Origin of the sequence: Micromonospora citrea (assembly GCF_900090315.1) — a bacterium.
GTDB lineage: Bacteria > Actinomycetota > Actinomycetes > Mycobacteriales > Micromonosporaceae > Micromonospora > Micromonospora citrea.
On record NZ_FMHZ01000002.1, the window covers coordinates 714,803 to 726,813 of the forward strand.

Consider the following 12,011-nt stretch of genomic DNA (forward strand, 5'->3'; position numbering starts at 1 on the left):
TCACCGCGGCCAGCGCCCGAGGGTGCGCGCGTAGCGTCCACGCAGCCGAGCTGCGGGGACGCGGACTATGAGCTCAGGAGTTCAGGGGGCTGACGGCGTGACCGAAAGCCCCCACCCTGGATGCCTCAGGGCTCGACATGGCGCAGACGCTAGTCGAGCCCCCCGGTTGTCACGCAACCGGTTTTCGCCCGGGACGCGAATCGCCGGCCCGTGACTGCCGCAACCAGGGCCCGTTTCATGAGGCTCACCCGAGCGAGCCGAGGCACAGGCGGCGTCCGGCAAGGCGGAGGTTCGTCCGGATACCGGTGTCGTATCCGGACGAACCGACAACGCCGACGGTCGTCGCCCGGGTCCGGCGCAGCCGGGCACGGTCTTGTGAAACAGCCCTAGGGTCTGCTCATCGATTCGTCTCGGCGCCCCGCTACCGGGACTGGATCTGCGTCATCGCCCGGTGCGACCCGCTTCATCAGCCGGCCGCGCTCCTGCTGGTACTGGCCAGGTTGCGCGACCAGACACCGCAGACGGGGCGTCGTCACCGACACGCTCGGCCAGCTCCCGGCCGCCGTCGTGGCCGCGCCAGCGCCAGCGACGACGCCCTCGGCATCGCCCTGCTCGACCAAGCCGGAGCCGCGCGCCCCACGCTGACCAGGACCTGGGTCGACGCTGGCCTCAAGACCACCCATCCGATGGGGCTGGGTCGTGCACGGGTGTCGTCCTGCGGGGTCCGGCCTTCGCCTGCAGGCTTGACGTCGCGGCGTCAAGTTCTGCCTCGTCGGCGAGTGTGGTGTTGCCCTCGTAGGTCACGCCGGCCGGCGGGTCCGCGGCGCCCAGGGGGTCGGCGTCCCAGAAGTTGTTGCGGTAGACGACATGTTCCAGCGGCGGCGAGACGGTCAGGACGGCGGTGTTGTCCGCGCGGAGGACGACGTTGTCCTCGACCGTGACCCAGGCCGCGCCGTAGTCGGTGTAGAGCCCGAAGTTGTACGGCGTACGGGTGTCGACGACGACGTTGCCTCGGATCACCGCGCCGTCGTCGGCCGACGTGCCCTGCGGTCCTGCCAGGTAGATGCCGCCGCCGTCGGCCAGCACGCCCATGGTGCGGACGATACGGTTGTGCAGGATTCGGGTGCCCTCACCCGGCCCGGCGACGATGCCGCAGTGCGGCACATCGGTGACCTCGTTGTGTGCGACGGTGCAGCCGCGGGTGCCCGTGACGGCGATGCCGGGTGAGCCGGCGTACTCCAGTCCGACGCGGAGGACCCGGTTGTCTTCGATCAGGGCCCTGCTGGCGTCGGTGACGGTGACGGCCGAGGTCGACAGCGTGTCGAAGCCACAACCCCGGACCGTCAGCTCCGAGCCACCCGCGAATCCGAGGCCGACCGCGCCCAGCCGAGTGAAGCGGCATCCTTCGACCTCTACGTGGGTGCAGTCGTTGAACTGGACGCAGGCCGGAATCGCGGATGACTCAGCCGGAACCATGACCCACGAGCCTTCGCCGAACGGGATCTGGTCGACCTGGCCGCCCTCGTAGAAGCCGTTGCCATGGTAGTGCAGGAACCCCCGCTCGCTGCCGGGCCGGAGCCAGGTCGCGTCGGCGAACGTCAGACCGCGGAAGCTGACCTCGGCGGTGCCGCTGGCTCGCAGCAGCGTGTCCAGGACCGGGACGATCGCCGTGGTGTGTCGCGGATGCTCGCCCTCGCGCGGCAGGTAGCGCAGCAGGTGACGGCCGGGTCGGGAGCGGTCCAGGACGAAGGTGCCGGGCTCGGTGAGGAACGAGGCGTCGTTCTCCAGCCGGGTGGGAAGGCCCGGCCCGCGGGAGGTCTGCCCTTCGTACGAGGAGTTGTACAGGTCGTTGGCCCAGCCGAAGGCGGGTTGAACCATGGTGATGGTGACCGGGCCACTGCCGGTTACCGTGGCGACGGGGCAGCGGGCCTCGGTCCAGGGGTAGACGCCCCGGTAGACGAACTCGACGTCGGCCGGGCTGTGCCAGGCCAGGGCGTCGACGACATACCCGGTCGGTGTTGTCGTGACGACGCCCGGCAGGCCGTCGACGCCGGCGCGTTCGGCTCGGCGGCCGTTGACGTGTAACTGGCGGGTGTTCAGCTCGCCCACCTCGCCCAGCCAGACGCCGTCCTCGACGCGCCAACCGGTGATCTCGCGGCCGCCGCTGACGACGACCTCTTCCTGGTCGTCGGTGCCGTAGCCGTAGGCCTGGAAGGTGGTTCCGGAGTCGACCGCGGTCAGTTCCAGCGGCTCGGTCAGCACATAGGTGCCGGCTCGGAGCAGGACCACGACGGCGCCGTGGACCGCCCTGGCCGCGTCACGTGCCCGGGCTATCGTGGCGAACGGTCGTTCAACGGTGCCGGGCCAGGCGTCGTCGCCCGAGAGGGCAACATGAAACTCAATCATGGCATGCAGATCCGTTCTTGAGGTTTATGCCATAAACAAGACTGCCACCGTAAACTGAGGAGCGTGCGAATGGCAAGCGGGAAAGCCGGCGACCCCAACGTCGCGATCGAGCTGCTGTGGCGGGACGAGGAGCCGCCACCGCCCCGGCCGGGGCTGACCCTGGACCGCATCGTGCGGGCGGCCGTCGCGGTGGCCGACGCCGAGGGACTCGAAGGGCTGTCCATGCGCAAGGTCGGCGAGCGGCTCGGCTTCACCAGCATGTCCCTCTACCGCCACGTGCCCAGCCGAGACCAGCTGATCGACCTGATGCGTGACGCCGTCCTCGGGCAGCTCGCCGATGCGGCTCTCCCGGCCGGCGGGTGGCGGGAACGGCTGGCCGCGCTGGCCCGGGAGGGCTGGCAGGTGCGCCGGCGACACCCCTGGCTGGCCGAGGTGCGCGGCACGCGGCACGTGCCCGGCCCCAACGGCGTGGCCCACTACGAGCACCTGCTCAGCGCGGTCGCCGACACCGGCCTCGCGCCGGCCGAGGTCGTCGCCGTCGTCGGGGTCGTCGGCCGGTTCGTCGATGCCGAGGCCGCACGCCTGGTGGATGCGGCGCGGACGGAACGGCACAGCGGCGTGTCCGACCAGGACTGGTGGGGCGCCCACGACGCGCTGTACGCCCGCCTCGACCGCTACCCGACGCTGTCCTCGCTGTGGGAGGCCGGCGGATTCGACGAGCCGGAGGACGCGTTCGAGTTCGGGCTGCGCACCGTGCTCGACGGCGTCGAAGCCCTTGTTCAGCGACGCCGTGACGAAATCCGTCACGAAACATGTCGGAGCTGTGGCAGCCCGATGGAGCGGGCCCCTGCCGGACGCCCGCGAACATACTGCTCACAGGCTTGCCGCCAACGCGCCTATCGCCAGCGCCGTTAGATCAGGACTCGAGCCGCACCTGATGGAGTCGGAGTCCTGACTGGTAGTGGGGCTGCCCTCGCCCTGGACGCCTCAGGGCTCGATGGCATGCGGGCCAGGCTGACCGGCCGGCGAGCGGCTGCGCGACGTGCTGAAGCCGTGGTCTCCTACGCCACGCCGCCAGCCCTCCCTGCGGTCGGCGTGCCGGCCGACGCAGCGTACGGAAGAAGTGCGACCAGGTGCCCGTCGCGGTGGTGCGGGGCAGTCGCGCTCGTCGCGCAGCCCTGTTGGTCACGCCCGCCCGGCCGGACACCGTGGACACGCGCGGCCGGCTGGTGGGCTTGCGCCGTCACCGGCCGGCGCACGGGTCGCCGTCGGCGCGCGGCCGTGCACAGGTGATCCGCCCGCCCCTACAGGCCGGCGCACGGGGCGTCGCCCACCGTGCAGCTCTCGGGCGCCTTGGTGCGTACGTCGGCGTCGCTGACCTCGAACGTGAAAGTGCGCGATCCCCCTGCGGGCACGGGCGGCCCGGTGAAGGTGACCTTCTGCCCGTCCTGCCGCCAGTCGGCCCCACTCGCGTCGTCGACCGTGCCGCCGTCGGCCAGCGTGACGACCACCGTCCAGCCCTTGACGGCCGTCCCGCCCGCGTTGTCGACCACCACCTCCCCGGTGAAGCCGAAGAGCCGGGTGGAGGCGGTCCCGTAGCGGGCGGTCACGGCGGGGGCGGACGGCGCGAGCGAGCTGGCCGTGGCCGAGGGTTTCGCCGTTGCCGTGGGGGTGCGACTCGGGCGGGTGGCGGCCGGGGTGGCGGTCCGCGTGGGCCGCGCGGAGGAGGTCGGTCGGGCCGAGGCGCTCGACGTGGCCGCCGCCGTCGGCGCCGGGGTGGCGGCCGGGGCCGGGACCGGGGCGGCGGTACGGTCCGGGCCGTCGGGCAGCGCGGCCCACACCGTCGCCCCCGCCGCCAGCACGGCGGCGGCCAGGCCGGCGACCAGCAGCGGCCGGCCGCGGCGGCCGGCGGCCGGCTCTACGGGCGCCTCGGTGACCGGCAGCTCCGCCGTCATGCCGACCTCACCACGGTTGAGGTCCACCTGTCGGAAGGCGAGCCAGTCGAGGATCGCGGGCAGTCGTCCCGCGATGGCCTGCCGGTAGCACTCCTCGCGCTGTTCCCGCTGCTCGTCGGTCCAGCTGCCGTGCTCCAGCACCTCGCGGACCGAAAGCCGGCTGCCCTCGGCGGTGGGCTCCAGGGAACAGGTCAGCCGGCTGCGCCGGCCGCCCTCGAGGCAGCGCAACGCGATCAGCTCCGGCTCCCGCCGTTCGGTCAGCTCCGCGTCCACCGCGGCGTCGAAGCCGGGCAGCCCCGCCGTGTACAGCAGCAGCCGGTTACGCGTCCCGTCCATCAATTCGACCTCGGTGAACCACCGGGCGAGCAACTCGCGGTCCGTCAATGCGCGCCACACCCGGTTCGCCGGGTGGAACAGGTCGACCTGCGTGCCGATCTCGATCACGGCGAGACTCTACGGTCCCGGGGGCGGGACCGCAGGCCGGGGCCGCCGTACGGTCCACAGCCGCCGGAGCCGGCGCGCGGCCGATGCCCGCCCCTGCCGCCGTCGTCCGCGCCGGCGACGGTCGTGGCCTCGCTGCGAGCGGAGGACTCGAACCTCCATCGCCCGCTCCAGAGGCGGGTGTGCTGCCGATTGCACCAGCTCGCAAGGGTTCCGTCCCGCGACGCGGCGACGGACCGTGCCCCGACCAGGATTCGAACCTGCTCCTCGGCACCTCAGGCACCGACGTGATCTTCGATGACCGGGTCATCGAAGATCACGTCAGTTGTCGCAACACTTTCCGGGGCGGGGCTCGCCCGCTCGACAGTCGGGACGTCGGCCGAAACCGTCAGTTCGACGTCGTTGTGGCGAGCCTGGCGATCGTCGCGGAGAGCCAGACCAGGCCCACGGCCGCTCCCGTGAAGAAGAGCAGGACGCTTGCCGACGAACCGACGAAACCGGCGATGACGACCACCGGAACGATGCGGGAGGCCAGCGCCCAGCCACGCCGGCCCTGGGCGGAGAAGGGACGCGCGAGCGCGATGAACGCCGCGCACAACGCCAGGTAGCCGATCATGCCGCCGACCATGTGGACGGCGCCGTTGGTGCTGAGAGCGGTGGTCGGACCGTCGGGGGTGCCGACGGGGAACCCGGCGCCGGGGTCGGCGGCGAACACCGCGCTGACCAGGAACGAGGCGCCGAACACGGTGACCAGCCGGGGCGCCCAGGTGGCGCCCGGCCCGTCCCGCAGCGCTCGCCGCAGGCCGGTCGCGCCGACGATGATCAGCGTTCCGGCGACGACGAAATTGATCACTTGGATCCAGCCCCAGTCTCCGAGGCTGAGCTGGCTGATGGCGTTGCGGGTGAAGTCGAAGCCCTCGCGGGTCAGACCCTGGACCACGCCCACTGCCAGGAACAGCGGGCCCGCAGCGACACCGCAGCCCATCAGTACCCGGTGCGTCGGACGGGTGCGAGTGCTGGTGGTCCGGAGTCGCGCCCCCGTCGGCGCGACCGGCTCGACCGTGTTGGTGATGTTCATGCGTGGGTTCCCATCGTGGAGGGTGAAGCGGTGATGACCTCCAGTTTTCGAGGGCCGACGGCGTCGATCAAGCCAAGATCAAAGCAGGACCGTTGACCTGGATTCAACGAAAAGGCCGACGTGTTCAGGTGCCAGGAACCTCCACCGGGGCGTACGACCGGCGCCCGCCCCTCCACGGGCGCCGGTCGACGGTCAACCCTTCACGCAGACGACCTGCTTGAGGTGCGCCACCACCTCGACCAGGTCCTCCTGCTGCGACATCACCTCGGTGATGTCCTTGTACGCGCCGGGGATCTCGTCGACCACCCCGGCGTCCTTGCGGCACTCCACCCCGGCGGTCTGCGCGGCCAGGTCGTCGGTGGTGTACGTGCGCTTCGCCTGCGCCCGCGACATCCGCCGCCCCGCCCCGTGCGAGGCGGAGCAGTACGCGTCGGTGTTCCCCTTGCCCCGCACGATGTACGACCCGGTGCCCATCGACCCCGGGATGATGCCCAGGTCCCCCCGGCCGGCCCGGATCGCGCCCTTGCGGGTCACCAGCACGTCGACGCCGCCGTAGCTCTCCTCCGCCACGTAGTTGTGGTGGCACGAGATCGGCTCGTCGTAGCGCACCTCGGGGAACTGCCCGCGCACCACCTCGCAGAGCAGGGCGAGCATGACCGCCCGGTTGCGCCGCGCGTACTCCTGCGCCCACCACAGGTCCCGGCGGTAGGCGTCCATCTCCGGCGTCCCGGCGAGGAACACCGCGAGGTCGCGGTCGGGCAGGTCGGCGTTGTGCGGCAGCCGCCGGGCGACGGAGATGTGCCGCTCCGCCAGTTCCTTGCCGATGTTGCGGGAGCCGGAGTGCAGCATCAGCCACACCCGTCCCGCGTCCGCGCCGCCCTGTTCCAGGCAGACCTCGATGAAGTGGTTGCCGCCGCCGAGCGTGCCGAGCTGCCGCTGGGCCCGCGTCTCCAGTTGCGCCACCCGCCGGTCGAGGCCGGCGAACCGGCCCCAGAAGTCGTCCCAGCCGGACTGCTCCAGGCCCCGGATCCGGCGCGGGTCGACCGGCTTCTCCCGCTGGTTGAACCCGACCGGGATGGTCGCCTCGATCGCCGAGCGCAGCCCGGCCAGGTCGTCCGGGAGGTCGGCGGCGGTCAGCGAGGTGCGCACCGCCGACATGCCGCAGCCGATGTCGACGCCGACCGCGGCCGGCGAGACGGCCTGGCGCATCGCGATGACCGAGCCGACCGTGGCGCCCTTGCCGAAGTGCACGTCGGGCATGACCGCGACGCCCTCCACCCACGGAAGCGCGCCGATGTTGCGCAGCTGCCGGGCGGCCTGCGGCTCGATGGCGTACGGATCGGTCCAGACCCGGACCGGCGCGCGGGTGCCCGCGAGCGGGGTGTAACTCATCGTCGTCTCCTCGTGTCGTCGGCTGGTCGCCACCGTCGCGGTGGGACCGGGGAGGTTCGACGGCCGCCCGGGAATCGAACCCGGCGAGAGCGACCTGCACGGCCTCTCCGCGCCCAGCGCGCGGCCGGCCCGTCGGGTGCTGGTCGACGGGTGCGGCGGGGGAAGTCGGTCCGTTCGGACGAAAAAGCCGCCCGGACCCCGACGGGGTGGGCGGCCGCGCGTGCGCGCTGGCGCTAGTCGCGCCGCCACCCTGGCTGCCGGCCCTGCTCGGAGCGGCAGCGGCCGAGGACCCGCTCGCCTGTGAACAGCGAGGCACCGCCGCTTGGCATGAGCCACCTGGCGTCGGTGCGGGCGCGCTGCGACACGGCGTACTCCCTGGGGCGATCGGTTGACCTTGCGCCGACGACGGTAGGCGCGTCGGACCGTGGTCGCAATGGATATTGGCCGAACGTTTCGGTCGGCGCCGCACCGTCCCGCAGCTACCGTTCCGGCCCGAAGGCGAGAGGGAGGGGTCCAAATGCAGCTCAAGCGGTCCGTGGCCGAGCGGTTCCGGCAGGTCAACGGCGATCACCCGATGACGGCGGCGGACGACGCGTACGTCAGCGAGCAGTTCGTGGTGCTCGACGAGCTGTGCGCCGCGCGCGGGTGCGACGCGGACGACGTACGCCGGCTGATGCTCGACCGGCGGCTGCCACTGCCGGGCTACCTGCGCTCCGACGGCGCGGAGATGGTGCCCGCGGATTTCTTCGCGCTCGCCGACGCGGCCGGCGGGACCAACGGGCTGGAGGCGTGGTTCACCGACCACTGGGCGGATCCGGGCGTCGGAGCGGCGGAGTGGGACGCCTACCTGAGTGGCCGGTACGTCTGCCTGCGGTCGGTCAGCCCGGCCACGATCCGCCGCAAGGACGACCTGGTGGCGGCGATCCGGGCGGCGCTGGCGGACCTCGACGCCGACCTGCCCGGCGGCGACGCGGCGGCGCGGCTGCCCGCCCTGGTCGACGAGCTGGACACGCTGGAACCGGCGTTCACCGCGTACGACCGGCTGCGCTTCGGCGGCCCGACCTCCCGGGACACCTTCATCGACGCGGTGCGGGCCCGGCTGCGCCGGCTCGTCTGACGGCGGGCCCGGGCGAACTGGGGTTTCGCCACGATCATGACCCGCGTCACGGGAACTTCTCTATCGCTACCCATCCGACCTAGGTTAGGGAGCGATGAGTGAGGAAATGTACTCCGTCGAGCAGGTGGCCGAACGGCTCGGCCTGCACGTGCGCACCGTCCGGGGCTACATCCGCGCCGGCCGGCTGCGGGCGGTGCGGATCGGCAAGCAGTACCGGATCGCCCGCGCCGACCTGGACGCGCTGACCGGGCGACCGCGGCCGGCCCGTCCCACCACCTCGGCGGTGGAGGTGTCGAGCATCGTGCAGATCGACGGCGTCGACCGCGCCGCGGCCGACCGCCTCGGCACGCTCGCCCTGGCCGGGGCGGGCACCGACCGCGACACCGGGCAGCCACTGCGCATCCAGACCGTCCACGACGAGGAGCGGCACCGCATGAAGATCGTGATACTGGGCGGCGCCGCCGCCACCGCCGAGGTGCTGCGTCTGCTCGACGCGGTGCTCGACGGCGACAACGGCCTGCTCGGCCGGGAGGTGGACGGTGTCTGACGTGATCCAGGAGCGGGCCGGGGTGCCGGTGCTGCTGTGCGACCCGGCCGGGCCCCCGATCGCCACCGAGCAGGACGCGCTGGACCTGGTCGGCGCGGCCTTCCTCGGCGCCCACGCGGTGGCCGTGCCGGCGGCCCGGCTGGACGCGTCGTTCTTCTCCCTCGGCACCCGCTTCGCCGGCGACGTGATGCAGAAGTTCGTCAACTACCGGCTGCGCCTGGTCGTCGTCGGGGACATCTCCGCACACCTGGCGGCCAGCGCCGCCCTGCGCGCCCTCGTCGAGGAGTCGAACAAGGCGGACCACGTGTGGTTCGTCCCGGACCTCGACGCGCTCGACGCCCGGCTGGCGGCGGCCGCGACCCGGTGACCGACCGGCCCGGCGGTCGATCGGGCGTGGTCGCGGATGACCACGCCCGAGGTTGCCGGCCGGCGCAGCGGGTAACCGGCGCGGATGAGGCCGGAGGCCGAGCCGGTGGACGTCGACGAGCCGCTCGCCGTCGACGTACCGCCCGCGCCGCACGACGCCAGCGGCGAGCGCGTGCCGACCCGCGACCTGGCCGGGTTGGCCCCCGCCGCGCGCCCGGCGCGGCGGTGGACGCCGCGCCGGGTGGTGGCCACGCCGGCGGCCCTGGAGCAGCCGCACGGCCGACGGATCGCCGACCGGGTCGAGGCCCTCGGCATCGAGGTCGAGCGGCTGCGCGCCAACCGGCTGACCGGCGTGCGCGGGGAGACCGAACGCGAGACGTACGCCCGGGCCAAGGCGACCATGGCGATCGTGGTCAGCCCGCCGTCGCGCCGGAAGCTGCAACCCATCGCGCCCAGCGCCGACTGGCGGTTCGACCTGGCGGAGGGCTGCCCGGCCCACTGCCAGTACTGCTACCTCGCCGGCTCGCTCTCCGGCCCGCCGGTCACCCGCGTGTACGCCGACCTGGACGACATCCTCGCCGGCCTGGCCGACTACGCCGGACGGGGCACGGTGACCAGCCGGGACGCCGACCGGGCGGCCGAGGGCACCACCTTCGAGGCGTCCTGCTACACCGACCCGCTGGCCCTGGAACACCTCACCGGCAGCTGGCGGCGGGCCGTGGAGCACTTCGCCGGCTGGGACGCCCCGGTGCAGCTGCGGTGGACCACCAAGTACGCCGACGTCGACACGTTCGTGGGGCTGCCGCACGCCGGCCGCACCCGCGTCCGGTTCAGCGTCAACTGCCGCCCGGTCAGCGAACGGATGGAGGGCGGCACGGCCACGGTGGCGCACCGGCTGGCGGCGCTGCGCCGGCTCGCCCTCGACGGCTACCCGGTGGGCCTGACCGTCGCGCCGATCATGCCGCTGCCCGGCTGGCGGGAGCACTACGGCGAGCTGCTCGACGCCGTGGCGGGCGCCGTCGCCGGGGTGCCGGAGCTCGACCTGACCGCCGAGCTGATCACCCACCGGTTCACGCCCGGCAGCAGGGAGGTGCTGCTCGGCTGGTATCCGCGCACCCGGCTGGAGATGGACGAGTCCACCCGCAGCCGCAAGTACGGCAGGTTCGGCGCGGTCAAGTACGTCTACCCGCGCGACACCATGACCGAGCTGCGCTCCTGGTTCGACCGCGAGCTGGCAGATCGGCTGCCCGCCTGCCGCGTCCTCTACTGGACCTGAGCATGGGCTACGGTCGACGACCGTGGCCCTGATGCGCGTCGACTTCCACTCCGAGGTGCTCGGTCTCAGCACCTCGATGACCGTGATCCTGCCCCAGCGGACCTCCTCGCAGATCGGCCTTGCCGGCAGCGCCCGGCGGGGCGACCCGCCCGTGCTCTACCTGCTGCACGGCCTCTCCGACGACGACACGATCTGGCTGCGTCGCACCTCGATCGAGCGGTACGTCGCGCCGCTCGGGCTGGCCGTGGTGATGCCCCAGGTGGCGCGCAGCTTCTACACCGACGAGGAGCACGGCAACCGGTACTGGACCTTCCTCAGCGACGAACTGCCCCGGGTGTGCCACCAGTTCTTCCGGCTGTCGACGCGGCGGGAGGACACCTTCGTCGCCGGGCTCTCGATGGGCGGCTACGGTGCGGTGAAGTGGGCGCTGCGCGACCCCGGCCGGTTCGCCGCCGCGGCCAGCCTCTCCGGCGCGCTCGACGTGGCCGCCCGCCACCACCACCCGACCGCGCCCCTCGACGCCGCCGTCTGGCACACCGTCTTCGGCGCACGCGCGGTCACCGGCAGCGACGACGACACCCTCGCCCTGCTCGACAAGGTGGCGGGCGCCGACCAGCCCGCGCTCTACGTCGCCTGCGGCACCGAGGACTTCCTGTACGAGGACAACCTGACCTTCGTCGAGGCGGCCCGCGAGCGGGGCGTCCCGCTCACCGTGGACTTCTCCCCCGGCACGCACGACTGGGCGTACTGGGACGCGAAGATCCAGGACGTGCTGGCCTGGCTGCCGCTGCGCGCCGACGCCTGAGCCGCGCGACCGGAGACCGACGTGCCCGACGCGCCCGGGGCGTGGGCTGCCCGCTCAGGCGCCGACGGTGCCGTCGATGCCCTCGCGGAGGAAGTCGGCGTGGCCGTTGTGCCGCGCGTACTCGTGGATCAGGTGCAGCATCACCAGCCGCAGCGACACGTCCTCGCCCCACCTGGCGTTGTGGCCGGTCACGTCGAGCGACTCGGCCTCCCGCTCGATGCGGCGGGAGTGCTCGACCTCCCGCTGCCAGGCGTCGAACGCCTCGGACCGGGTGGCGCCGCTGGCGTCGTACGCCACCTGGTAGTCGCCGGCGTCCGACCAGACCAGCGGGATGTCCTCGCCGTTGATGACCCGGCGGAACCAGGTGCGCTCGACCTCCGCCATGTGCCGCACGAGGCCGAGCAGGGTGAGGGTGGACGGCGGCATGGACTGCCGGCGCAGGTCCTCGTCGGACAGCCCCTCGCACTTCATGGCGAGGGTGGCCCGGTGGTAGTCGAGGAAGGCGCGCAGCGTCTCGCGCTCGCTCCCGGTCAACGGCGGTCCGACGCGTTCGATGGTCACTGCCCTCTCCCCTCGTCCGGCGGCGCGGCGGCCGCCGGGATGCCCGGTCCGGCTCCGCGCCACGGCA

The 12,011-nt window shown here is 72.8% G+C and carries 11 protein-coding genes and 1 tRNA gene; 6 read left to right on the plus strand and 6 right to left on the minus strand.

Annotated elements, in window-relative coordinates; genetic code table 11:
* Positions 1 to 669: 669 nt before the first annotated feature.
* A complete protein-coding gene (locus GA0070606_RS03490) occupies positions 670 to 2,406 on the minus strand; it encodes a right-handed parallel beta-helix repeat-containing protein (protein WP_091095028.1) in 1,737 nt (578 codons plus the stop codon).
* 69 nt (positions 2,407 to 2,475) lie between these two features.
* Here GA0070606_RS03490 and GA0070606_RS03495 point away from each other — a divergent pair, with 69 nt between their 5' ends.
* A complete protein-coding gene (locus GA0070606_RS03495; protein WP_091095029.1) occupies positions 2,476 to 3,321 on the plus strand; it encodes a TetR/AcrR family transcriptional regulator in 846 nt (281 codons plus the stop codon).
* A gap of 389 nt (positions 3,322 to 3,710) precedes the next feature.
* Here GA0070606_RS03495 and GA0070606_RS03500 read toward each other — a convergent pair whose 3' ends face one another.
* From GA0070606_RS03500 to GA0070606_RS03515, 4 genes are all read right to left on the minus strand, one after another.
* A complete protein-coding gene (locus GA0070606_RS03500; RefSeq protein WP_091095030.1) occupies positions 3,711 to 4,805 on the minus strand; it encodes a cellulose binding domain-containing protein in 1,095 nt (364 codons plus the stop codon).
* 132 nt (positions 4,806 to 4,937) lie between these two features.
* A tRNA-Gln gene (locus GA0070606_RS03505) sits at positions 4,938 to 5,009 on the minus strand.
* Positions 5,010 to 5,190: 181 nt separating this feature from the next.
* On the minus strand, positions 5,191 to 5,880 hold the full coding sequence (locus GA0070606_RS03510) for a DUF998 domain-containing protein (protein ID WP_176737228.1): 690 nt from the start codon (positions 5,878 to 5,880) through the stop codon (positions 5,191 to 5,193).
* Between the two features lie 192 nt (positions 5,881 to 6,072).
* On the minus strand, positions 6,073 to 7,272 hold the full coding sequence (locus GA0070606_RS03515) for an RtcB family protein (protein WP_091095031.1): 1,200 nt from the start codon (positions 7,270 to 7,272) through the stop codon (positions 6,073 to 6,075).
* Positions 7,273 to 7,789: 517 nt separating this feature from the next.
* Here GA0070606_RS03515 and GA0070606_RS03520 point away from each other — a divergent pair.
* The 5 genes from GA0070606_RS03520 to GA0070606_RS03540 all read left to right on the plus strand — a co-directional run bounded on the left by GA0070606_RS03520 (position 7,790) and on the right by GA0070606_RS03540 (position 11,383).
* The gene (locus GA0070606_RS03520; protein ID WP_091095032.1) at positions 7,790 to 8,389 is read left to right on the plus strand and encodes a DUF6058 family natural product biosynthesis protein; all 600 of its coding nucleotides are present in this window, start codon (positions 7,790 to 7,792) and stop codon (positions 8,387 to 8,389) included.
* Between the two features lie 94 nt (positions 8,390 to 8,483).
* A complete protein-coding gene (locus GA0070606_RS03525; protein ID WP_245724554.1) occupies positions 8,484 to 8,936 on the plus strand; it encodes a helix-turn-helix domain-containing protein in 453 nt (150 codons plus the stop codon).
* The gene (locus GA0070606_RS03530; RefSeq protein WP_091095034.1) at positions 8,929 to 9,303 is read left to right on the plus strand and encodes a DUF4180 domain-containing protein; all 375 of its coding nucleotides are present in this window, start codon (positions 8,929 to 8,931) and stop codon (positions 9,301 to 9,303) included. Before GA0070606_RS03525 ends, GA0070606_RS03530 begins: the two co-directional genes overlap by 8 nt.
* 84 nt (positions 9,304 to 9,387) lie before the next feature.
* Positions 9,388 to 10,578: a spore photoproduct lyase family protein gene (locus GA0070606_RS03535; protein WP_218105970.1), complete on the plus strand. Its 1,191-nt coding sequence runs from the start codon at positions 9,388 to 9,390 to the stop codon at positions 10,576 to 10,578.
* A 22-nt stretch (positions 10,579 to 10,600) separates the two neighbouring features.
* Complete coding sequence (locus tag GA0070606_RS03540) at positions 10,601 to 11,383, plus strand: alpha/beta hydrolase (protein ID WP_091095035.1); 783 nt, start codon at positions 10,601 to 10,603, stop codon at positions 11,381 to 11,383.
* A 54-nt stretch (positions 11,384 to 11,437) separates the two neighbouring features.
* Here the strand turns inward: GA0070606_RS03540 and GA0070606_RS03545 are convergent, their stop codons facing one another.
* Positions 11,438 to 11,944 carry a DinB family protein gene (locus tag GA0070606_RS03545; RefSeq protein ID WP_091095036.1) on the minus strand — a complete coding sequence of 169 codons (507 nt, stop codon included), beginning with the start codon at positions 11,942 to 11,944 and terminating at the stop codon, positions 11,438 to 11,440.
* Positions 11,945 to 12,011 lie beyond the last annotated feature (67 nt).

What these genes read in the sequence shown, in the direction of transcription:
- GA0070606_RS03510 (WP_176737228.1), bottom strand. Translation starts at nt 5,880, where the DNA reads ATGAACATCACCAACACGGTCGAGCCGGTCGCGCCGACGGGGGCGCGA.
- GA0070606_RS03520 (WP_091095032.1), top strand. Translation starts at nt 7,790, where the DNA reads ATGCAGCTCAAGCGGTCCGTGGCCGAGCGGTTCCGGCAGGTCAACGGC.
- GA0070606_RS03490 (WP_091095028.1), bottom strand. Translation starts at nt 2,406, where the DNA reads ATGATTGAGTTTCATGTTGCCCTCTCGGGCGACGACGCCTGGCCCGGC.
- GA0070606_RS03535 (WP_218105970.1), top strand. Translation starts at nt 9,388, where the DNA reads ATGAGGCCGGAGGCCGAGCCGGTGGACGTCGACGAGCCGCTCGCCGTC.
- GA0070606_RS03495 (WP_091095029.1), top strand. Translation starts at nt 2,476, where the DNA reads ATGGCAAGCGGGAAAGCCGGCGACCCCAACGTCGCGATCGAGCTGCTG.
- GA0070606_RS03515 (WP_091095031.1), bottom strand. Translation starts at nt 7,272, where the DNA reads ATGAGTTACACCCCGCTCGCGGGCACCCGCGCGCCGGTCCGGGTCTGG.
- GA0070606_RS03525 (WP_245724554.1), top strand. Translation starts at nt 8,484, where the DNA reads ATGAGTGAGGAAATGTACTCCGTCGAGCAGGTGGCCGAACGGCTCGGC.